Source organism: Rossellomorea sp. LjRoot5, assembly GCF_964253455.1.
Taxonomy (GTDB): Bacteria; Bacillota; Bacilli; order Bacillales; family Bacillaceae_B; genus Rossellomorea.
In genome coordinates this window covers 1111207-1132432 of the sequence record NZ_CAXUQN020000001.1, presented here as the reverse complement: position 1 = coordinate 1132432, position 21226 = coordinate 1111207, and the positions used below count along the sequence as shown (strand labels likewise).

General features: G+C 45.0%; 19 protein-coding genes. 4 read left to right on the top strand and 15 right to left on the bottom strand.

Going from position 1 to position 21226, the window contains the following annotated elements; all coding sequences use genetic code 11:
* The first annotated feature begins 97 nt into the window (after window positions 1-97).
* Window positions 98-409 (top strand): hypothetical protein, encoded by a 312-nt coding sequence (locus ACSQ2E_RS05720; protein WP_435989656.1) that lies wholly within the window; start codon window positions 98-100, stop codon window positions 407-409.
* Between the two features lie 26 nt (window positions 410-435).
* Here ACSQ2E_RS05720 and ACSQ2E_RS05715 read toward each other — a convergent pair whose 3' ends face one another.
* The 8 genes from ACSQ2E_RS05715 to sppA form a co-directional block, all read right to left on the bottom strand.
* Window positions 436-1275, bottom strand: coding sequence for an EcsC family protein (locus ACSQ2E_RS05715; RefSeq protein WP_435989655.1), 840 nt, complete (start codon window positions 1273-1275; stop codon window positions 436-438).
* Window positions 1276-1444: 169 nt separating this feature from the next.
* Window positions 1445-2638: an acetate kinase gene (locus tag ACSQ2E_RS05710; protein WP_435989654.1), complete on the bottom strand. Its 1194-nt coding sequence runs from the start codon at window positions 2636-2638 to the stop codon at window positions 1445-1447.
* 340 nt (window positions 2639-2978) lie between these two features.
* Window positions 2979-3962: a class I SAM-dependent methyltransferase gene (locus ACSQ2E_RS05705; RefSeq protein WP_435994411.1), complete on the bottom strand. Its 984-nt coding sequence runs from the start codon at window positions 3960-3962 to the stop codon at window positions 2979-2981.
* 133 nt (window positions 3963-4095) lie between these two features.
* On the bottom strand, window positions 4096-4596 hold the full coding sequence (tpx, locus tag ACSQ2E_RS05700; protein WP_258265333.1) for a thiol peroxidase: 501 nt from the start codon (window positions 4594-4596) through the stop codon (window positions 4096-4098).
* 128 nt (window positions 4597-4724) lie between these two features.
* Window positions 4725-5201: a GerW family sporulation protein gene (ytfJ, locus tag ACSQ2E_RS05695; RefSeq protein ID WP_435989653.1), complete on the bottom strand. Its 477-nt coding sequence runs from the start codon at window positions 5199-5201 to the stop codon at window positions 4725-4727.
* 15 nt (window positions 5202-5216) lie between these two features.
* Window positions 5217-5927: a DUF2953 domain-containing protein gene (locus ACSQ2E_RS05690; RefSeq protein WP_435989652.1), complete on the bottom strand. Its 711-nt coding sequence runs from the start codon at window positions 5925-5927 to the stop codon at window positions 5217-5219.
* Between the two features lie 342 nt (window positions 5928-6269).
* Window positions 6270-6722, bottom strand: a complete 453-nt coding sequence (locus ACSQ2E_RS05685; protein ID WP_435994409.1) for an RDD family protein — start codon at window positions 6720-6722, stop codon at window positions 6270-6272.
* A gap of 92 nt (window positions 6723-6814) precedes the next feature.
* Complete coding sequence (gene sppA, locus ACSQ2E_RS05680; RefSeq protein WP_061810667.1) at window positions 6815-7825, bottom strand: signal peptide peptidase SppA; 1011 nt, start codon at window positions 7823-7825, stop codon at window positions 6815-6817.
* A 157-nt stretch (window positions 7826-7982) separates the two neighbouring features.
* On the opposite strand from sppA, the gene ACSQ2E_RS05675 reads away from it, so the two are divergent.
* Window positions 7983-8783, top strand: coding sequence for an NAD kinase (locus ACSQ2E_RS05675; RefSeq protein WP_435994407.1), 801 nt, complete (start codon window positions 7983-7985; stop codon window positions 8781-8783).
* Window positions 8784-8879: 96 nt separating this feature from the next.
* Here ACSQ2E_RS05675 and rarD read toward each other — a convergent pair whose 3' ends face one another.
* The 6 genes from rarD to ACSQ2E_RS05645 form a co-directional block, all read right to left on the bottom strand.
* The gene (gene rarD / locus ACSQ2E_RS05670) at window positions 8880-9794 is read right to left on the bottom strand and encodes an EamA family transporter RarD (RefSeq protein WP_435989651.1); all 915 of its coding nucleotides are present in this window, start codon (window positions 9792-9794) and stop codon (window positions 8880-8882) included.
* Window positions 9795-9868: 74 nt separating this feature from the next.
* Window positions 9869-11464: an amidohydrolase gene (locus tag ACSQ2E_RS05665; protein ID WP_435989650.1), complete on the bottom strand. Its 1596-nt coding sequence runs from the start codon at window positions 11462-11464 to the stop codon at window positions 9869-9871.
* Window positions 11465-11578: 114 nt separating this feature from the next.
* Complete coding sequence (mbcS, locus tag ACSQ2E_RS05660) at window positions 11579-13162, bottom strand: acyl-CoA synthetase MbcS (protein WP_435989649.1); 1584 nt, start codon at window positions 13160-13162, stop codon at window positions 11579-11581.
* Window positions 13163-13746: 584 nt separating this feature from the next.
* Window positions 13747-13950: an alpha/beta-type small acid-soluble spore protein gene (locus ACSQ2E_RS05655; RefSeq protein ID WP_034765764.1), complete on the bottom strand. Its 204-nt coding sequence runs from the start codon at window positions 13948-13950 to the stop codon at window positions 13747-13749.
* An 86-nt stretch (window positions 13951-14036) separates the two neighbouring features.
* Entirely contained in the window at window positions 14037-15248 is a 1212-nt protein-coding gene (gene thiI / locus ACSQ2E_RS05650) for a tRNA uracil 4-sulfurtransferase ThiI (RefSeq protein ID WP_435989648.1), read from the bottom strand.
* Window positions 15245-16396 (bottom strand): cysteine desulfurase family protein, encoded by a 1152-nt coding sequence (locus ACSQ2E_RS05645; RefSeq protein WP_435989647.1) that lies wholly within the window; start codon window positions 16394-16396, stop codon window positions 15245-15247. Before ACSQ2E_RS05645 ends, thiI begins: the two co-directional genes overlap by 4 nt.
* A 326-nt stretch (window positions 16397-16722) precedes the next feature.
* Here ACSQ2E_RS05645 and brnQ point away from each other — a divergent pair, with 326 nt between their 5' ends.
* Window positions 16723-18063 (top strand): branched-chain amino acid transport system II carrier protein, encoded by a 1341-nt coding sequence (brnQ, locus tag ACSQ2E_RS05640; protein ID WP_435989646.1) that lies wholly within the window; start codon window positions 16723-16725, stop codon window positions 18061-18063.
* Window positions 18064-18121: 58 nt separating this feature from the next.
* Here the strand turns inward: brnQ and ezrA are convergent, their stop codons facing one another.
* Window positions 18122-19819 (bottom strand): septation ring formation regulator EzrA, encoded by a 1698-nt coding sequence (gene ezrA, locus ACSQ2E_RS05635; RefSeq protein ID WP_435989645.1) that lies wholly within the window; start codon window positions 19817-19819, stop codon window positions 18122-18124.
* Window positions 19820-20433: 614 nt separating this feature from the next.
* Here ezrA and hisJ point away from each other — a divergent pair.
* Window positions 20434-21225 (top strand): histidinol-phosphatase HisJ, encoded by a 792-nt coding sequence (gene hisJ, locus ACSQ2E_RS05630; protein WP_435989644.1) that lies wholly within the window; start codon window positions 20434-20436, stop codon window positions 21223-21225.
* Window position 21226: the final 1 nt, after the last annotated feature.

Below are 21226 nucleotides of genomic sequence, written 5' to 3'. Positions count from 1 at the left end.
TTTTATGGACAAATAGTGACATCGCCTTCGCACTGGGCTTCACGCAGAATTTATTGTAGGATGAAAGAAGAATGAAATGTGAGGAGCATCCAGAAAGATGTGGAACGAATTTTTTTCATATGATTCAAGACTCGGCATCCACCTTCCACTGCAGGTGAAGGAATGGCCGATGTATTCTCCAGAGGAACAGGAAATAATTCTCCTAGAGTGGGAGCGTGTCCGGGGAACGATTCCAGACCGAATCGGGGAAATTGATGTGGAGATCGAGCGCCTTCAGGATGAACTCGCTCAGGAAGATGATTTTGAACGATCCTGCAAGATTAATCATGAAATCTCTGAACGGGCTTCTGAAATCAATGATCTATGGCTCTGGTACCGGACCAATCCGGAAAAAACAGAAAGGGAATGATGCGATGAGCACATCATTCCCCTTTTTTATTGTTCGTTTTTCTTATCGCGCAGGTAGCGGTACTGATAATATTTTTCGGCAAAATCAGTGATCTTCCTGGAAAGCTGATAATTGGATCCCGCCCCGATGGCAATGCTGACAAGAGGCAGACCCGACCACTTCTTACCCTTAAACATGGTGATGGCCATCGCTTTCAGTGCCTGCTTCATGGACCCTTCCAGCCACGTATAATCCGTCAGCTGCTCCGACCCGTCATAGAAGTAGTTCGAATCCTTCTTATTCAAGTCCTCCATCAGATCTTCCCAAGCAAGGGCACGGAGCCTTGCCGGCAGGGTCGCTGCATGGAACACCTTCAGCGACGTCATCATTTCAAACGGCGTCTGAACATCGAATCCGTAGGTGATGGCGATGAGCTGCACGGAACGCAGATTGATGACGAGCATCGCGGGCAGATCCGACCCTAGAGCTACAAGCCCCCCGGTACCCGTCACCCCACCTTGCAGCAGGGAATAGATGCGATGTCGTCCCGCATGCTGTTCCGCTATGTAATGAAGCTGGTCAATCGTTAAATGGTGCAGGTCCTCGACGGTCTGAATATCCTGATTGAAGGCCCGCGCCGTTACAAGGATGCGCTCCCGTGCGTCATTTTGCATCTGTGAACCTTGAATCAGGGAATGCATATGAAATAACCAGCCATCCAGCCGCTGAAAAAATTGATCCTGAACATCTTCAGGAATCGATTCAAACGCGTAATCCAGCCACTTCACATATGTATGCTCCAAATCATTCGCTTCATATTCATACAACTCTTCTCTCCAAGCCTTGATCCCCTGCCATACCTGCTTATCTCGTTCTGACCAGTTCACTTCTCCCCACTCCTTACATTCCTTAAATTACGTATAGTATACCATATATGGAAGGGACAATTCGTTGGTGAAGGGGAGAATGGTGGGAATAGTCAGTTATTTTGAACGGAAAGGAAATGCTTTATAAAAAAACAGGACCGCCATAGATAGCGATCCCGTTTCATTTAGATTAGATATTCCCTTTTTCCACAACATCACGAGCGATCATGACTTCTTCATTCGTAGGAATGATCATGACTTTGACAGGTGAATGCGGGTAGTTGACGAATGCTTCTTTACCACGGACCTGATTGCGTGCCGGATCCCAGTATACGCCCATGAATTCCAACCCTTGAAGGACTTTTTCACGGATCAGCGTACTGTTTTCACCGATACCTGCAGTGAAGACAATCGCGTCTACACCGTACATGCGTGATGCATATGAACCGATGTATTTATGGATACGGTTGGCGAACACTTCAAGAGCCAGTTCCGCACGCTCGTTACCTTCTGAAGCCTGCAACTCGATATCACGTAGATCACTTGAGAATCCAGATACACCAAGCATACCGGATTTCTTGTTGAGGATATTTAATACTTCATCAGCCGTTGATCCTGTTTTCTCCATGATGAACGGGATAAGGGCCGGGTCGATATTACCTGAACGAGTTCCCATGGCAACACCGGCAAGTGGTGTGAAGCCCATGGACGTGTCGATGGATTTACCGCCTTCGATGGCTGCGATACTTGCACCGTTACCTAAGTGACAGGAAATCAGGCGCACTTGCTCTTCCGGACGTCCTAGCATTTCAGCTGCACGCTGTGATACATACTTGTGGGAAGTTCCGTGGAAACCATATTTACGGATTCCGAAATCTTCATAGTACTCATACGGAAGGCTGTATAAGAACGAGCTTTCGGGCATTGTTTGGTGGAACGCTGTATCAAACACAGCAACCGCAGGAACATTCGGCAGCACGCTATGGAATGCTTTGATTCCCGTTAAGTTTGCAGGGTTATGAAGTGGCGCCAGATCAGACAGTTCCTCGATTTTCGTCACAACTTCATCTGTAATCAGAACGGAATCATTGAAGACCTCACCGCCGTGCACGACACGGTGTCCGATTCCATCAATCTCATCAAGTGAGTTGATGATGCCAAAGCCTGTCAGCTTTTCAAGCAGCATTTTAACGGCTACTTCATGGTTCGGGATATCCGTTACTTCTTCACGTTTCTCATCGTTTACTGTTATATTGAAAACCGCATCGTTCAATCCGATACGCTCAATTAGACCTTTGGTAATGACTGTTTCTTCAGGCATATCAAAAAGCTGAAACTTTAACGAAGAGCTTCCAGCATTAATTGCAATCACTTTTTTTGCCACGTTGTATCGCTCCTTTTGTTTTCGATCTATCGACTCTACCATTATTCTGTTCATTGAATCATTTTTTATCTCTCAATTCCCCATTAAATCACTGACTCCACCCTATTTCAAGAAAAAGCTTGAAATGACATCGTTTTCATGTTAAATTAAATGTTTTCACAAAAGTTAGAAAACAGAGCGCCATGTATCTACTCGTGCAAAATGTGGCTTTTAATGTTGAGCGGTCTATAAATCTAAATAACGGTCGATAAACTTCTCATTCTCTGCATACCCCCAACACCTATCCAATAAAACACCCATAAAAAAAAAGACCGCCAGAAGGCAGTCTCGATTCATACGTTTATTTATTCTGCACAAGCCACTGATCGATCTTCGACAGGATGTCCTGAAGGGCTCTCTGATTCGAAAGGCTTGGCAGTTGCGCAAGCAATACCTCTTTAGGAGGCTTAATTCCTGTCTTTTTCTTTTGAAGGATCAGGATGCTTTTTGCAGAATTTTTATTTTTAAACAGGGAGAGCGGCAGCTGCAGGAAGCCCTGGATGTCTGCTTTTTCTTTCAGATAACCATGAAGCTGTGCACTGTGCGGCGATTCGAAAAGTCCGTTCGGCACGATGAAGAAGAGATATCCTCCGTCTTTCGTATGCTTCAGGCTTTGTTCGATGAATAGATGGTGGGCATACGAATGTCCTTCATCTGCTTTCAGCTCATAATCCTGGGCGCGCAGGTCGTTCGGATAATACCCGATCGGCAGGTCGCAAAGGACAAGATCGACGGGATCAATGAACAATGGCTCAAGGGAATCCTGGTTGAAAAGCTGCAGTGGATGCTTTTGCAGATCTGCTCCCACATACGCAAGCTTGATCAATACTTCATCGATTTCCACACCGATGGATTGGGTTTCTTTCCCCGGCATCTGGTTCAATACTGTCGTTAAGAGATTCCCCGTTCCGATCGCAGGATCAAGGACCGTCAGCTTATTCACGCCAGCTGTGAATTTATTCACCAGATAGCTGATGAATAATCCAAGTGAGTCCGGCGTCATTTGATGATTCGGCTGTACGTTTTCTTTCATTCCTTTTAGAATCGCGAATTGAAACGCTTTACGGATATGTTCATTCTCAAGTTGAGAAAAATTTACTTCGTCGTACTTTTTGTTCAGGCGCTTCTTCGTCAGTTCGCTGACTTCTTCCTGGAGGACGTCCCCTTGAAAAAGGTTTTCCCCCGTTTCGGCAACGGCTTCTAAATAACTGCAGGCAAGTTCATCCTTCAGAAGGGTGGCCGTTTCATCGATTATTCCAAATAATGATTCGACTGGCGAATTAATCATCGGCATTCATTCCTTTATCACAATTTCATTCATCTATTTTACCTTTGTCCCACCCTTTTGTAAAAAAAACAATGCTGACCATGGGTAAGTCAGGTCAGCATGTCTGTATATATGTTCAGTTGGGGCAGGATTATTTCGCGTTTTTCACTGCTTCTACGGCAGCATCATAATCCGGGTGGTCAGTCGCTTCGCTCACATATTCCACATACGTCACTTCATCATTGCTGTTTACAACGAATACAGCACGTGCAAGAAGACGAAGTTCCTGGATGTGCACGCCGAATGCTTCACCGAAAGAAAGGTCGCGGTGATCGGAAAGGGTTTGGACATTTTCGATTCCGTTCGCTCCGCACCAACGCTTTTGTGCGAATGGAAGATCAACTGAAACCGTCAATACTTCTACGTTATCAAATTTCGTTGCTTCTTCATTGAATTTTCGTGTCTGGGCATCACAAACACCGGTATCGATGGAAGGAACGACACTGATTAAACGTACCTTGCCCTTGGAATCATTCAGTGTGACTTCCGATAGATCATTAGCTAATACTGTGAAGTTGGGAGCTTTGTCTCCTACTTTAACCTCATTACCTAATAGAGTGACAGGATTATTCTTAAACGTGATATTTGCCATTATTTGTTCCTCCTCTATAAATAGTATGTACCCCTTCATAGTACAGAAAAAGGAAGGGGGAAAGCAAATCATAGGGGTCCTTTTCAAAAAAAAGATGAGCTCACTCATTCGAGTAAGCTCGCAATCATTTACAGCTCCATCTTATGATTTTGATTGTGCTGCCCGTTTTGATCCTCTTTATTGCCATCCTTTTTCATCATGCCCTGGATTTTCTCGATGGCACCAGGAGCAAGGTCCAGCAAGCGGTCGATCAGGTGAGTGCTTTCATCTAAATGAAGCATCTTGATACCTTTCGAGCCGACGATCAAAAACGCGATCGGCGTAATGGAGACACCGCCCCCGCTACCTCCGCCAAACGGCTGCTGCTTAGGGGATGACTTATCACCGCCGCCTTCTCCGCCTTTACCGCTGTCGTCTTTACCCTTATTGTCGATGATGAACTCACTGCCGCCTGCAGCAAACCCGAAGCCTACCTTTGAAACGGTGAGGATGACACTTCCATCGGGTGTTTCAACGGGATCACCGATGATCGTATTCACATCGATCATTTCTTTTAAATTTTCCATTGCCGTGGTCATCAGACCTTCAATCGGATGTTCTGACATGTGAAGACCTCCTAATTAGACTGAATGTTTTTCTCCAGAAATGGTGGAAAGGGGCTTTGTCTTGAACTTAGCCATACCGCCTCTCCAATACCGAAGTATCTTGAAACCTACTAGGATAGCATTCCCTATGCGAAACTGGATAATACATGAAAATTGTGTTTGAATCACCGCATGTTGAAATGTCGGTGTCACTTCGATGACCGGCATGGATTGCAGGCGCATATACCCGCTCAGGATGCCGATGATGCTCCCTTTCATTCCCCAGATCGTCCCAGTCAACGTCCCCGTCGATGCCGCATCCCCAGTCCCGAATAAAGTCTTCCACTTGACCTGATCCAGTTTGACTTTTTTAAGAAACCCCCGGATGATCCGGTGCATGGATTGTACGTGAATGACGATTTCCTTCGTATCATTTAAACTGGCAATGAAATCATGAGGCGTGATTTTCTTTTTAGACGCCTTTTTCTTGGAAGGGTCGCTTTCCTTCCCTTTCTTCGTTTCCTGTTCCACGACGACATTCGGACCGTCGTCATCAAGCTTCACGAGCGGTATGTCGATCGTATATTTGATCAAACCGAACCACGCCCTCAGCTTCACCTTGAAATGATCATTGTCATTTCCATGGTATAAGGAAATCGTGACCGTCAGCTTCGTGATTATAAGAATGAATAATAGAAAAATAATAAGTGCCGCGATAATGATTAACGTCCAGACCCACCAGCTCATACATTCACACCCTTCAACCTGTTATTATGGCCTTTATTGGGAGAATTAAACTTGGGCTGATGGAAATTGCGGTGAAAAGAGGCTCTTTTGGAGGGGTCCTGAGGGGGAATTGCGTCATTTCGGGTGGTGATTGCGTCGTTTTTCGATTAATTGCGTCATTATTCCCGTGATTGCGTCATTTTTTATTTAATTGCGTCATTTCACCACGTAATTGCGTTTTTTCCATAAAAAGGTAATCCATTCAAATCGTCATCTCATTATTTAATGTCCATTTTTTTCACAGAAGTCCAATCACGCACAAAAAAAACAAACCCGCCCCATCAGCAGGTTTGCCTCTCTAAATCACACAGCTGGAGTAAATTCCAACTTTTTCTTTTCCTGGACCACAGTCGTATCTGCAAACAGATCATGAATGCCCTGCTTCTTATGGGTAAAGGCCACGACCACGTATAAAATAAAGACGGTCGTGGAGATGAACCGGCCGATCAGCTCCCTGAAGAGGATGGTTCCCCATGATGGTTTACCGCCTTTCAGCTCAATGACACGAATACCGAATACCATCTTCCCGATCGTCTGGCTGAAGTATTTCGTCATTAAAACGAAATACCCGTAGAACACGATGCTCGTCAAAATGGAAATCGGGGCAAACATCGAGCCGTCGGATAAAGAAATGTCCAATAGTTTGAAGATTGGATTCACGATCAGCCGCGTGATGCTTCCAATGACGATCAGATCCACCAGATATGCCCAGAACCGTATCCAGAATCCCGCCAGGTAATATCCGTCATGCGGGATTGTCCTTGAAAAGTCAGGAGAAGAAGATTGAACTTCGATATGCTCCCGTGTTTCATTATGTTCATAGCGATCACTCACTTCATTCACCTTCCTTATTCAGAATAGAGATACATCAATCGTGGAGAACCCGGGTTTGATAGAAGTTTCATCAGTGCCGCCGCTTCCATGTCCTGACCCATCATTTTCTTTGCACCCATACTGAAGAATTCGGAGAAAGGATCGCCTGCCGTGTATTCAAATACTTGTGCATCTTTCAATTTATAATCTTTCTTCATCGCTGCAATCGTATCTTCCACATAGCCGAATTCATCAATCAGATTGACTTCCTTCGCCTGGATTCCATCGTACACACGTCCGTCGGCAATCTTCTTCACTTCCGCTTCAGACATATCACGGCCTTTGGCGATGACATCCACGAAGCCTTCATAAGAGTTATCGATCATCGATTGTATGATTTTCCGTTCTTCATCGGTCATTTTACGAGTTGGACTCATAATGTCTTTGTACGGTCCACTTTTGATCGTGACGAAATCGACGCCGTATTTCTCTGCCAGTTCCGAGTAGTTGATGCTGTGCATGATGACTCCAAGAGAACCTGTCAGCGTTTCTTTGCTGGCAAAAATCTTCGTAGCAGGAGCCGATATGTAGTAGCCGCCGGATGCCGCCGTACCGCCCATCGATACATAGATCGGCTTTTTCGTCTTCTCCATGATTTCCACAAGCTTCGAGTGGATCTGTGCACTTTCCACAACGCCGCCGCCTGGGGAATTCACTTTTAAAATAATCCCTTTGACAGATTTGTCTTTTTCAACGGCATCAAGCTTATCCATAAAGAGCTCGTGATTATAGCCCGGGCTTTCGAATAAGGAACTTGCACCACCCGTATCCTGGATGACACCTTCCACTTCCAGGACCGCGATCCGTTTATTCGCATTTCCTTCATCGATGATTTCCTCGGAGAAAGGATTGTCCGTCCCTCCGAACATGTCTTCAAATGCTTGATTAACATCACTTGTCACAGCAGAGGTCGCAAAGTTGACGATTACCGAAACAAAGAATAATGCGCCAGCGATTCCCAATGCTGTCCACCTTTTTGCATTCATCTGTATATTCCTCCCTCGTTTACCCTATCTTATGTAAGGATATGAATATCATTCTCATGTGAAAACATGATAGAATATTCACTAAGTTAGATTCTAGCAAAATTTCATGGAAATGGGAAAAATTATCTGATTTTTATATTTCAGGGAGGTACATATGATGAATAACCGACGAAATATCTATTTCTATGCTTTACACGAAGAAGGCATGCAGGCGAAGCTCGATCATTTATATGAACTTGCGACCCGCTATAATTTCACTATTGTCGAATCTCCTAAAACCGCCAATATCATCGTCAGTATCGGCGGCGACGGAACATTCCTTCAGGCCGTCCGTCAAACCGGTTTCAGACAGGACTGTCTGTACGCAGGTATCTCCACTGGAGGCACATTGAGCATGTACTGTGACTTCCATATCGATGACACGTCCAAGATGATCGAAGCCATGACAACAGAGCAGATCGAAGTACGTAAATATCCGACCATCGAAGTGACCGTCGATAATCAGACGTCCTTTCACTGCCTGAATGAATTCAGCATCCGCTCCGGCATCATCAAGACCTTCGTCATGGACGTCTTCATCGACGACAAACATTTCGAAACATTCCGGGGCGACGGCATGATTTTCGCCACCCCGACGGGAAGCACCGCCTATAACAAATCCGTCAACGGCGCCATTGTCGATCCGATGCTTCCTTGCATCCAGGTGAGCGAAATGGCTTCCCTGAATAATAACCGCTACCGTACACTCGGATCCTCCTTCATCGTGAGCGGACAGCGCCGCCTCGTACTGAAGATCGTCCAGGACGGAAACGACTACCCTGCCATGGGAATGGACAATGAGGCATTGAGCATTCAGCACGTGGAAAAAGTCGAAGCCAAACTCAGTGATAAAATCATCAAAACGGTGAAATTGAAGGATAATTCTTTCTGGGAGAAAGTGAAGCGTTCGTTTTTGTAGGTTGAATGGGTTGTGAAAGTGAGATTTTTTGGGGTTGATTACAATACTAAAACCCAAACAAAAACGCTCCAGTCAAAAAGACTGGAGCGTTTTTCATCATGCCGACAATCTGGCATCCCTTCTGCGTTTCCTGGCATACTGCACACGCGACGCCGTGAAGACCGTCAAGGCGAGCCAGATGAACATGAACGAAACGAGATGGGTAACAGAGAACTCCTCATGGTACATGAATATACCGAGTATCAACGTGATCGTCGGGGCGATATATTGCAGAAATCCGACCATGTATAGCGGGATCTGCTGGGCACCCTTGGAGAAAAATAATAATGGAATCGCCGTTGCTGCCCCGGCTCCCATCAGTAAGAGGTCCGTCCCTACTGAAACATGGAAGAGGGAAAGGGTTCCTTCTTTGTACATGTAGCCAAGGTAAATCAGGGATAATGGCGCGATGGTCATCGTTTCGAGTGTGAGGCCGATGGATGATTCCACTTGGATGAGCTTTTTGGCTAATCCGTATAGGCCGAAAGAGAATGCGAGACCGACGGCGATCCAGGGGAATTCCCCGTATGACAGAGTCAGGATCAGCACTCCTATGGCGGCTAATCCAAAGGAAATGATCTGGGCCTTCGACAGGCTTTCTTTCAGGATGAATACACCGAGCAGCACGCTGACCAGTGGATTGATATAATAACCTAGGCTTGCTTCCACCATCTGGTTGGTATTCACGGCCCATATGTAGATGAACCAGTTCGTACTGATCAGTAGTGAAGCAACCAGCAAAGCGAATAACTGCTTCTTTTTAGTGAGAGATGTTTTCAGATAGTTGGTGAATTCCCTCCAACGCTTGCTGACAAACAAGAATAGAAGCATGAACCAGAACGACCAAAAGATGCGGTTGGCGAGGATTTCATCCGCTGACACATGATTGACCCATTTCCAATAGATCGGCAGAATCCCCCATAATAAGTATGAAAACGCCATATACAGGATACCGGCTTGATCTTGCTTCATAAAAAACACCCCCAAAACTATTTCTATTTCCGAAATATCTCCATTATATCGGTGAAAAGTTTTGGGGGCAATGATTATTTACTTTTTTTATAGACGATGGTCTCGTCAACGATTGTCATATCGACGACTTTGCCAAGTATTTCGTCTGTTTCGACGGTGAATGGGTCGATATCCAATACGGTGAAGTCTGCCGTGTACCCTTCACGGATCTCTCCTCGATCTTCCTCATGGTGACAGGCATACGCGCTTCCCTTTGTAAAAAGGGATATGGCTTCATACATCGTCAGTTTTTCTTCCGGACGATACACGGTTCTGTCGGGGTCCAGCGGGTTCGTGCGGGTAACCGCTGCATGGATTCCCCAAAGTGGATTGATCGGTTCGATCGGGGCATCCGAGCCGCCTGCACACGGGATGCCTTCGTCCAGGAGCGTTTTCCACGCATAATTGTACTTCATGTTTTCTTTACCCAGTCGTTCAACGACCCATGGGAAATCCGATGCCACAAACCTTGGTTGAATATCCAGGATGAGGGGCAGCCCTTTGATCTTCTCGATCAGTTCTTTACGGAGGATCTGGGCATGGATTAACCGGTCCCGTCTACCATGAAGGGTCGGCGCCTCCACAATACTGTCGACGACATTTTCAAATGCCTGATCCCCGATCGTATGGACGGCAATCGGCAGTTCATATTTTCTTGCTTTCTTCACAAGTTCCAGAAGTCGCTCGTTCGTGTGGATACTGACTCCCGTCGTGTTTGGATCATCGGCGTACGGATAGCTTAAGAGTGCCGTCCTGCCACCCAGTGCACCATCCGCGAAGATTTTCATGGCACCGAATTCAATGAATTCATTTCCGCTCAGGAACTGATGGCCATCTTCCTTCCAATCTTCAATTACTTCATGATGGACAAGAAGATGGGCCCTGAATTTCCTTTTGCCTTCGTTTATGGTTTTAAGGAACGCACCATATGTTTTCTTGAAGTTTCCGTAATAGCTCAGGTCCTCTGTATGTCCGCCCACCAATCCATGCTCCCAGCAGCTTTCGATTCCTTTTGTCAGGGCTTCGACAAGATACTCTGACGAAATGGCAGGCAGGGCATCGACCATGAGATCCTGTGCCTTATCCTTTAATAAACCATTTAACCCGCCTTCATCATCTCGTTCAATTAAACCGCCTGCTGGATTCGGAGTGCTTTCATCGATACGCGCATGTTTAAAGGCAAGTGAATTCACCACCATGGCATGTCGGCAGATCCGTTTTAGAAGCACCGGATGGTTCGGAACGACTGCATCGATTTCCTGCTTGGTCAAGACCGCTGCATCACTCCATAAATTCTCATTCCAGCCTTCCCCGATGATCCATTTTCCTTCTTCGACGCCTTTGGCTTTTTCCTTGATGGCATCCAGCACTTCACGCTTGCTGTTCATACTGGAAAGATCAAGTCTCATCAGCGTCTCACCGTGACCGATGAGATGCATGTGACTATCGACAAATCCCGGGAACATGATCTTCTTCTCTAAATCCACCACTGAATCTATCGTGAACGTCTGCTCAAGTTCTTCCGAAGTCCCTAATCCTTTAATCAGGCCATTCTCTGTAAAAACCGCTTCCACATGATGTCCTTCTTGTTGCATTGTATAGATGGTGCCGTTTCTCCATAAAGTACCCATGATGCATTGCCTTCTTTCATAAAAGTCTATTTTTCAAATGTATCATATTATAGGAAGATTCTGAAATGATAAAAACCAAAAAAATAGAGAGCCTTAATGGCCCCCTATCCGTGATCAGTTTTTCACTGAATTCATTTCTTTTTGTCTCAGTTCGATTCTTCTGATTTTTCCTGATGTTGTTTTCGGCAGTTCCTTCACAAATTCAATCTTACGCGGATATTTGTAAGGAGCCGTTAAGTCTTTTACATGCTGTTGAAGGGAAGGAATCAGCTCAGGATCCCTCTGATCCACATCATCCCGTAAGACGACAAACGCCTTTACGATCAGTCCTCTTACTTCATCGGGACTTCCTACGACGGCACATTCCTGAACCGAAGGATGCTTTACGAGGGCATCTTCCACTTCGAAAGGTCCAATTGTGTAGCCTGAGCTGATGATGATATCGTCCCCACGGCCTTCGAACCAGAAGTAGCCGTCTTCATCCTTCTTGGCTTTATCTCCCGTAATATAGTAATCTCCCCTGAACTGCATGGCCGTACGCTCAGGATCTTTGTAATAATTTTTGAACAGGGCCGGCGTTTCTACGTGAACCGCGATGTCTCCCACTTCGCCGACTTCACAAGGGTAGCCTTCATCATTGATGATTTCGACCCTGTTTCCAGGGGTTGGTTTCCCCATGGAGCCCGGTTTCAGTTCCATCCCTTTCATAATTCCGACAAGGAGGGTATTCTCCGTTTGGCCGTAGCCGTCACGGACTTCGATCTCGAAGTGTCTCTTGAAGGCATCGATGACTTCCCTGTTAAGCGGCTCCCCTGCCGACACGGCGCTGTGCAGGTGATCGAGCTTATACGTTCCCAGATTATCCACTTTCGCCATCAGGCGATACTCTGTCGGCGTACAGCATAGAACATTGACATGGTTATCCTCAAGCATCTGAAGGTATTTGTTCGGATCGAATTTCCCTTGGTACACAAGACCAGTGGCACCTGAACCGAGGACAGACAGAAACGGACTCCAGATCCACTTTTGCCAGCCCGGACCTGCCGTTGCCCAAACCGTGTCTCCTTCTTCGATGCATAACCATTCACGTGCCGCTGTTTTCAGGTGAGCATAGGCCCATCCGTGTGTGTGGACAACCCCTTTCGGATTCCCAGTCGTCCCTGACGTGTAAGAAAGGAAGGCCATATCATCCCTTTTCGTATCAGCGAATGCCAGATCCTCTGAGGCCGATTTCATTTCTTCTTCAATGGCAATCCAGCCGTCCTGCTTGTCCCCTACTACGAACTTCTTGAGATTATCCATGCCCCTTACGTTTTCAAACTGCTCGACGAACGGAGAATACGCTACAATCCCTTTTACATCCCCGTGATCGATGCGGTATTCGAGATCTTTCGTCCGCAGCATCTCAGAGCTTGGAATCACGACAAGTCCGGATTTCAGTGCGGCAAGATAAACTGCATATGCCTCAATTAAGCGGGGTACCATGACAAGGATGACATCCCCTTTTCCAAGCCCCTCTCCAGAGAAAACGTTTCCAATTTTATTTACATTTTTCAATAATTGTTTGTATGTAATGTCTTCTTTTTTACCTTCTTCGTTTTCCCACTTGATGGCAAGCTTTTCTCCATCACTTGCAAACTTCTCTACTTCTTCCACCAAATTGTACGTTTCCGGTGCGATCAATTCTTCCCTCTTCACTTATGACTCCCCCTTGTTTGTCGATTCTTTTCTATTATACAAAATAATATAAATTTTTAAAATTATTTGGCTATATTCTATCATCGTCAATATGTGAGGTTAATCGACAAAAAGGCTGGGACATAACTAAATCAATTCTATCTAATGATATAAAACATTTTTAGGATCACTTGTTATACCGCTGTTGATTTCCGTGCAAGACTTCGCTTTCCTCGGGCGGAAGGCAAGCCTCCTCGTCGCTCTCGCTCCTGCGGGGTCTTACCTATTCCGCTTTTCCCGTAGGAGTCTACGTCTTGCACTCCAATCAACAGCTAGAACCTGCAAAATACATTTATTAAGAATGAATGATTTCAAATTTTTTTGTTAATTCACACTGTCATTTTTAAATGCACTGTTACTGGAGCCATTTTATCTTATTAATATTAAATAAAATGGCTCCATTTTAAATGTAGTAAAAAAACTTTGACAGTTGATTGAAGCGGAAATCAACCACCACTCGCTTCTTAAAAAGAAAAACAGCCATCATTTTTTATATAAATAGAAAAGGAGCGGGGAATCCCGCTCCTTGTAGCCATTGTATTTAATTATTTTGAATATCCGCCACCGATTTGTTGTTCAGCCATTTGAACTAAACGTTTAGTGATTTCACCACCTACAGAACCGTTAGCGCGTGCTGTTGCATCTGGACCAAGTTGAACTCCGAATTCAGAAGCGATTTCGTATTTCATTTGGTCGATTGCTTGTTGAGCTCCTGGAGCTACTAATTGATTTGAACTGTTGTTTGCCATGTGTTTTCACCTCCTTGTTGAATATAGATTGTGTCAAAACACATGGCTTCATACAGTTAATTTCTTTGGTAAATTATCCTAAAATTTTAGAGTAATTCGTCAAACGTTTTTTCTACATTTGAGCCTGTAGAACCGTCGATTGTCATTGTTTCTGTACCATCCACAGCTTCTTTGAGGAGGGTTTCGAAATCAACGAAGCTTTCATAGTACTTCACTTTTTCTTTTTTAGGCCTTGTCTTCGGTGCTGGCGGTGTAAAAATCGTACAACAATCTTCGTAAGGCAGGATCGAAATGTCATGGGTATCGATCTTCTGGGCGATATCGATGATTTCAAGCTTATCCATGGCGATGAGAGGTCTTAACACCGGTGTGTTCGTGACATCGTTAATCGCCTGCATGCTCTCTAACGTCTGACTCGCCACCTGACCGAGGCTTTCCCCGGTAATGAGTGCCAGTCCTTCATTCTTCTCACGGATTTGATCCGCGATCCTGAGCATCATCCGTCGTGTTGACGTCATCGTATAATTTTCAGGAACCTGATCATGGATCGTTTGCTGAACTTTTGTAAATGGAACGATGTGAAGCTTCACTTTTCCGCTGAATGCAGAGAGCTTTTTCGAGAGGTCGATTACCTTTTGCTTCGCCCGTTCACTTGTAAATGGAGGGCTGTGAAAATGGACGGCTTCGATCTCCACTCCCCTTTTCATTGTCAGATAACCGGCGACAGGGCTGTCGATTCCGCCTGAAAGCATAAGCATCGCCTTCCCACTCGCCCCGACCGGCATCCCGGTGGACCCTTGATAAATTTCAGAAGAAAGATATACGCCTTCTTTCCTCACTTCCACATTCAGTTGAATATCGGGATTCTTTACATCCACCTTCAATCCGTCCAAATTGCGAAGAATATAGGACCCTACTTCATAGTTTAATTCATTCGTGTCGAGTTCAAACTTTTTATCCGCTCTTCTGGCAGCCACTTTAAAGGTTTTGCCGGGGGAAAAGCTCTTTTCGACGAGAGTAAGCCCTGCTTTCATGATGTCATCCATATTTTGAGGGACTTTCACAACAGGACTGAATGATTGGATCCCGAAGATTTTTTCAAGTCTCGGAATGATTTCCTCTGCGTTTTCGTCTCCCAATTGAATATGGAGGCGATCCCTGCTCGCCGCAACGGAAATCGTCGGGAAATCCTTCAGCGTGTGCAGGATATTTTCACGGAGCTTGGCTGTGAACATCTTACGGTTTCTTCCTTTGGTTGAAATTTCACCGTATCGTACGAGTATGCGATTATATTTCATCTTGATCTCCTCATTGTATGTTGTAAGATTTCGATTTCTTTTTTTAGTAATTCAATGAATTCTTTGCATTCTTTCATCGTGTTATGGAAGGAAAGACTGATGCGGATCGAATTGCCGGCAAGGTTGTCCGGTACACCCATGGATAAGAGGGTCTGACTGGGCTTACTTTGCTTTGATGAACAAGCGCTTGTCGTCGATACGTACACTTCATGCCGATCGAGGGCGTGAATGAGTACTTCCCCTTTAAAATCCGCCACTGAAAAATTCAGGATATGCGGGGCATGATTCCGGACCGGTGTATGAATCGTCACATCTTGGATTTTCTCCAGCTCTTCCCTCAGGAATTGTTGGCTTTCTTCCATTATAACCAACTTTTGTTTCCTTTCTTCCATATGCATTCGGAGTGCCTTCGCGAAGGATACGATCCCGCCGGTGTTTTCCGTGCCGCTTCGCAGGTTCCCTTCCTGCTCGCCACCTGACAGGATAGGCGAAATCTCAAGTCCGTCCCTCACATATAGCATGCCGGTTCCTTTGATGCCATGAATTTTATGAGCGGATAGGCTGCATAAATCGATGAGCCTTTTGTCGAGAATAAGGGGGACCTTCCCACAGGCCTGTACAGCATCGACATGGAAGAGTATCTTAGGATAATCTTTCAAAATCTCCGCGATTTCCTTAATCGGCTGGACGCTCCCGATTTCATTATTCACCTGCATCACCGAAACAAGAATCGTGTCATCCTGAATCGCCTTTTTCAATTCTGAGGGACGGACCTTTCCCTCTGCATCGACATCAAGATAGGTCGTTGTGTAACCAAACGCTTCTAACTGCTTAAAGGCATTGATGACGGAAGGATGCTCAATCCTGGTCGTAATGATATGCTTCCCTCTGTGACCGTATTGCAGAGCGGTTCCTTTTATAGCCAGATTATTTGATTCAGTCCCTCCAGAGGTGAAGAATACCTCTTTTGTCTTTATCCCTATTAGGGAAGCGATCTGCTCCCTGGATTGTTGAATTAACTTTTCCACCTGACCACCGAACGAATGGATGGAAGATGGATTGGCATAATAGCTTTCATTTACTTTCAGGAATGTGTCCAGCACTTCCTTATATGGCTTGGTTGTCGCACTATTATCAAAATAGATCAAAGTTTACACCTTCTTTTACATAACGCTTTTATACTCAATCATTAATCTTACCATAAATCCTGCCCATCCCAAATGAAATTCATTTTGGCGTAAGAATTAATTATAGTAGAAAAACGATTTAACACATCATTCACAAATATTTTTTCATTTTCCAAAAATTATTATTGAAAAATGACAGAATTTTTGCGAGAATCTAAAAGGTAACAGAATCCGAAGTTATTTAAATATACTAAATTGTAAGACTATTTAGTTTTTCGACATTTTTCTACAAACTTATGATAAGATATTTTTTGCTTATGATAACGATTACAAACGGAGGGGTATATATGAACGAGAAAGCGCTATCATCCAGTCAGATCTTGACGATTGGATTAATGCTCTTCGCTCTTTTTCTTGGAGCAGGAAATATGATCTTCCCCCCATTCCTGGGGCAGCAGGCCGGAGAACATGTCTGGACCGGTATCATCGGCTTTCTTATTACGGGAGTGGGGCTTCCTTTACTCGGTGTCATCGCCATTGCGAAATCCGGAGGGGATCTTCAGACACTTGCAAACCGCGTACATCCATTATTCGGACTTATCTTTACGATTGTTATGTACCTTGCGATCGGGCCGTTCTTCGGAATTCCACGGACCGGAACAGTCGCATATGAAATCGGGGTCATCCCATTCTTGCCTGAAGAAACAGCAAAATACGGAGTTTCTTTACTGATTTATACAATTATCTTCTTTGGATTGACGGCATGGCTTGCGATGAATCCGTCAAAGCTTGTTGACCGAATCGGGAAGATCTTGACTCCTTCCCTCATTGTCATCCTGACGATTCTAGTGGTCAAAAGTATCATCAGTCCGATGGGAGACTTCGGCACTCCGCATGAAGCCTATCAGGATGGACCATTATTCAAGGGATTCATCGAGGGATACCTGACCATGGATACGATCGCTGCTTTAGTGTTCGGGATTGTCGTCATCAATTCCATTAAAGATCGCGGTATCACCAATAAATCCAGCCTGACGCGCATCACGATCATTGCCGGATTCATTGCGGCCGCAGGACTTGCTCTTGTGTATTTATCTTTAAGCTATATCGGTGCGAGCAGTACGGATTCCATCGGCGTGCAGGCCAACGGTGGAGCAATCCTTTCAGCTGCAGCGAGCCATTTATTCGGTTCAATGGGGACAGTCATCCTGGGACTTGCCATTACGTTTGCGTGCATTACGACATCAGTCGGACTTGTGTCGGCATGCTCACAATTTTTCGCAAAAATCCTGCCGGTATCCTATCCTAAATTGGTGATCATCATTTCTCTGTTCAGCATGGTCATAGCCAATTTCGGATTGACTCAGTTGATTGCCATATCTTTACCCGTTCTAATATTCATTTATCCATTGGCGATTGTACTGATTCTTCTATCATTCATGCATAATGGATTTAACGGTTACTCCCTTGTTTATGGAGGGGCATTGATTCCAACGGGTCTGATCAGTTTGATCGATGGCATCAAGACAGCTGGTGTTGACGTGACGGCCGTCAGTCAATCACTTGAATTCCTTCCGTTTTATACTCAAGGAATCGGCTGGATCGTTCCAGCTATGATCGGTGCCATTATCGGATTCGTCATTGCCGTACTCGCAGGACAAACCAAACGGACGATCGAAGCGAGCTGAAGCAGTCATATGAAAAAAGGACTGATGTAGATTGAAACGTCTACATCAGTCCTTTTATTTATGATCTTTCTTCAAGATCCATCATCTTCTCGATTTTCTTCAGTGCGCCCGGCTCCACTTTCTCGATGGTTGTGGCCGCTTCTTCCAGCGCTCTTCGGTAATCATATTGTCGGAAGGCTTGTTCAGCCGTCTGAAGACCTTCCCGTACCGAGCTATATTTGCTGCGGTAGCGATTTCCATACTGAATGATTTTCTCGGATAAGAGAACATTCTCGATCAGATCGCCCGTTTTCGTATAGAAATGGTCAACAGTATCCTCAGCACCCAATAATGTTTCCTGGATGAACTTCATGTTTAAAGGTTTTTCCGTTAAACTTGCATTCACTTGTTCGATCTTACGATGGACTTCATCAAGGAGATCCTTGTAATCGGCCGGTAATCCGGGTACATTGCTTTTTGAAATCATCCGGCTTGCTTCAGCCACCTTTTTCTTAAGCTCCTGGATTTTTTCCCTTGTAGCCAATTCATCTTTACGGAGGTTCTGCAGATAGACGGAGAACTCACTTTGCTGTTGATTCAGTTCTTCCAGTCCACTTCTGATCTCTTTCAGTTCATCACTTAAATTCGAGAAAGCCGTCGCATTCGTTTCTTCCTTGTGCATCAGCATTTCATGTCGCTTTGAGAGCTGGATGATCTTCTTATCAATCTCGCTCGGTGTACTAAGATCCGCGTCCTGAAGATGGTATCCTTGTTTCACGATACTTACTTCCGATTGAATGTCATCATTGTCTTCCTTTGCCTTGATGAGCCCTTCCGTCGTTTGGTCTCTATACTGCTCTACAAAATGTTTGGCATGGACTTCTTTTTCCAGTAAATCATAAAGGCTCTCGACCTTCACTTTTATTTCCTGTATGCCTGCTTCCACTTCTTCGACCTGAAGCTCTTCCAGATTTTTATTGAAGTTTTGAAGGGTTTCCTTCAACGAGGCCACTTCTTTGTCCACTTCAATATGATCAAGGGTGTAGCCCTGTTCCTTCATCTCGACGTATCCTGCTTCAAGCTCGGACAATTGGGAAGGCAATACGTTTTCAAAGTCGGTGATCAGTTTCGGTACCGTCTCCATCTTGTAGGCAACCATTTTCATTTCCTCTGCCAGGCTAAGGACGATCTCCCTTGCATCCAGATAATTCCCCTGCTCCGTCAGCTCATTGAACTGTTTGATCTGTTCAGAAAGCTTATCAAGGACGGCTTCCATATGCTTTGCCGTTTGGCCGTATGTATGACGATAGGCGAGCAATTGTTTCTTGCTATTCCGGAACTCTTCTTGAAGAGCCTGGATTTCTTCGCGGTTCTTCTCTTCACTGCCGACCAGTTCATTTAATTCGCTCAGGATCTGTTCGATCTTCTTTTCGGTATCGGTGAGAACCTGATCGATTCTTGACAGGACCTCTTTGGTTTTATTAAAGCGAAATTTATCGGTGTACTCTTCTGCATCGAATAGTAGTTCTTCAACATCAGGAAGCTGCACAGCAACAATCTCATCCCAACCCTGTCTCCAGCCGTCAAACAATTCTTCCGTCTGACCTGTCATATTCAGTTGCTTCACTCTGGAAAGTTCGTCTGAAACCGGTTTGTTCATGATATCGATTTTCCAGGCTTCATACCGATCGATTTCGGCGTAATATTTCTTTCTAGAGATAAATCCGATTAGGAATACGATTAAGATAAGTATTATTCCAGCGATGACGTATTGCATCTTAAGCCCCCTGTTCAACTATTCAGTAGACATCTATATGAATGTGAATGTTTCATTAATAATTTGTCATTGCTATAATGATACCATGTTAACGACATTTTTTGACTATTAATTTCTGATTTTTTAGTGATAAAAGTTAATTTTAGCAGATTTGAGGGGAAATGGGTATGATTATTGGGTTTGGTGTCTATTTGGCTAGTTGTTTTACACCGTTTGGATGAGTGAGTGCTTGTTGATTTCCGCTGCAGGTGCTCGCTTTCCGCGGGGCGTGAGTTGAGCCTCCTCGGCTGAAAGTGGTGTCCGACCTTGTCCAGCTCCGGCGGCTAGCCCCTCGAGGTCATAAGCTAAATGGTCCAGGATGGCAAAAAACGCCTTCCCGGCCCATTCATCTTATGCTTGTCGGGGCTGAGCAAGCCGCCTCCGCTTTTCGTTTTTTCCCGTCGGAGTCGAGCACCTTCCGCTTCAATCAACTTATATAGAATCTATAAACCAAAAATAAATTAAGCTAATCATCATTTGGCCCTATATATTCTTTTCCCTATCAAATTTACAATATCTCTATCATATTCAATTTAACAGCACAAATGATTATTATAACAAGGAAGTGAAGTCTCATGGTTAAGGTTGATGGGCATGTGCATACTCCGTTTTGTCCGCATGGGAGTCGGGATTCTTTTGAGATGTATGTTGAGAGGGCGATTGTTCTTGATTATAGTGCTATAACGTTTACGGAGCATGCTCCGCTGCCAGTCGGGTTCAGGGATACGACGCCTGAAGAGGACAGCGGGATGGATCCTTCACGTATTGGGGACTATTTTGATGCACTGGACGTCTTGAAGGAGAAATACAAGGACAAGATCATCATCCGCTCGGGGCTCGAGGTGGATTATATTGATGGGTTTGAAAAAGAGACCGCGGAAATTCTTGCAACTTACGGACCGCGGATGGATGACAGTATTCTTTCTGTTCATTTTTTAGAGCACCGCGGGAAATGGGATTGTCTTGATTACAGTCCCGATGTGTTCGAATCCATGATCGGTTATTATGGATCGGTCGATGAGATCTATAAGCGGTATTATAAGACGGTCCTTCAATCGGTCCGGGCAGACTTGGGGTTTTATAAGCCGAAGCGTATCGGGCACATCACTCTCGTAAAGAAATTTCAGAAGCTGTTTCCTGCTTCCCAGTCCTTTACCGATGAGATTTCCCTCATCCTTCAGGAAATTGCCGGAAGGAATTTAGCGCTTGATTATAACGGGGCGGGGTTCGTGAAACCTTATTGCGGGGAGTCTTACCCGCCGCCGGATGTCATCAAACAGGCCCGCACGTTGGGGATCAAAATCGTCTATGGATCTGATGCCCATACGGCTGATGGCCTGGATCAGGGAAGAGACTTGATGAAATAAA

What these genes read in the sequence shown, in the direction of transcription:
- ACSQ2E_RS05720 (WP_435989656.1), top strand. Translation starts at nt 98, where the DNA reads ATGTGGAACGAATTTTTTTCATATGATTCAAGACTCGGCATCCACCTT.
- tpx (WP_258265333.1), bottom strand. Translation starts at nt 4,596, where the DNA reads ATGGCAAATATCACGTTTAAGAATAATCCTGTCACTCTATTAGGTAAT.
- ytfJ (WP_435989653.1), bottom strand. Translation starts at nt 5,201, where the DNA reads ATGTCAGAACATCCGATTGAAGGTCTGATGACCACGGCAATGGAAAAT.
- ACSQ2E_RS05690 (WP_435989652.1), bottom strand. Translation starts at nt 5,927, where the DNA reads ATGAGCTGGTGGGTCTGGACGTTAATCATTATCGCGGCACTTATTATT.
- sppA (WP_061810667.1), bottom strand. Translation starts at nt 7,825, where the DNA reads ATGAATGCAAAAAGGTGGACAGCATTGGGAATCGCTGGCGCATTATTC.
- ACSQ2E_RS05675 (WP_435994407.1), top strand. Translation starts at nt 7,983, where the DNA reads ATGAATAACCGACGAAATATCTATTTCTATGCTTTACACGAAGAAGGC.
- rarD (WP_435989651.1), bottom strand. Translation starts at nt 9,794, where the DNA reads ATGAAGCAAGATCAAGCCGGTATCCTGTATATGGCGTTTTCATACTTA.
- ACSQ2E_RS05665 (WP_435989650.1), bottom strand. Translation starts at nt 11,464, where the DNA reads ATGGGTACTTTATGGAGAAACGGCACCATCTATACAATGCAACAAGAA.
- ACSQ2E_RS05655 (WP_034765764.1), bottom strand. Translation starts at nt 13,950, where the DNA reads ATGGCAAACAACAGTTCAAATCAATTAGTAGCTCCAGGAGCTCAACAA.
- thiI (WP_435989648.1), bottom strand. Translation starts at nt 15,248, where the DNA reads ATGAAATATAATCGCATACTCGTACGATACGGTGAAATTTCAACCAAA.
- brnQ (WP_435989646.1), top strand. Translation starts at nt 16,723, where the DNA reads ATGAACGAGAAAGCGCTATCATCCAGTCAGATCTTGACGATTGGATTA.
- ezrA (WP_435989645.1), bottom strand. Translation starts at nt 19,819, where the DNA reads ATGCAATACGTCATCGCTGGAATAATACTTATCTTAATCGTATTCCTA.
- hisJ (WP_435989644.1), top strand. Translation starts at nt 20,434, where the DNA reads ATGGTTAAGGTTGATGGGCATGTGCATACTCCGTTTTGTCCGCATGGG.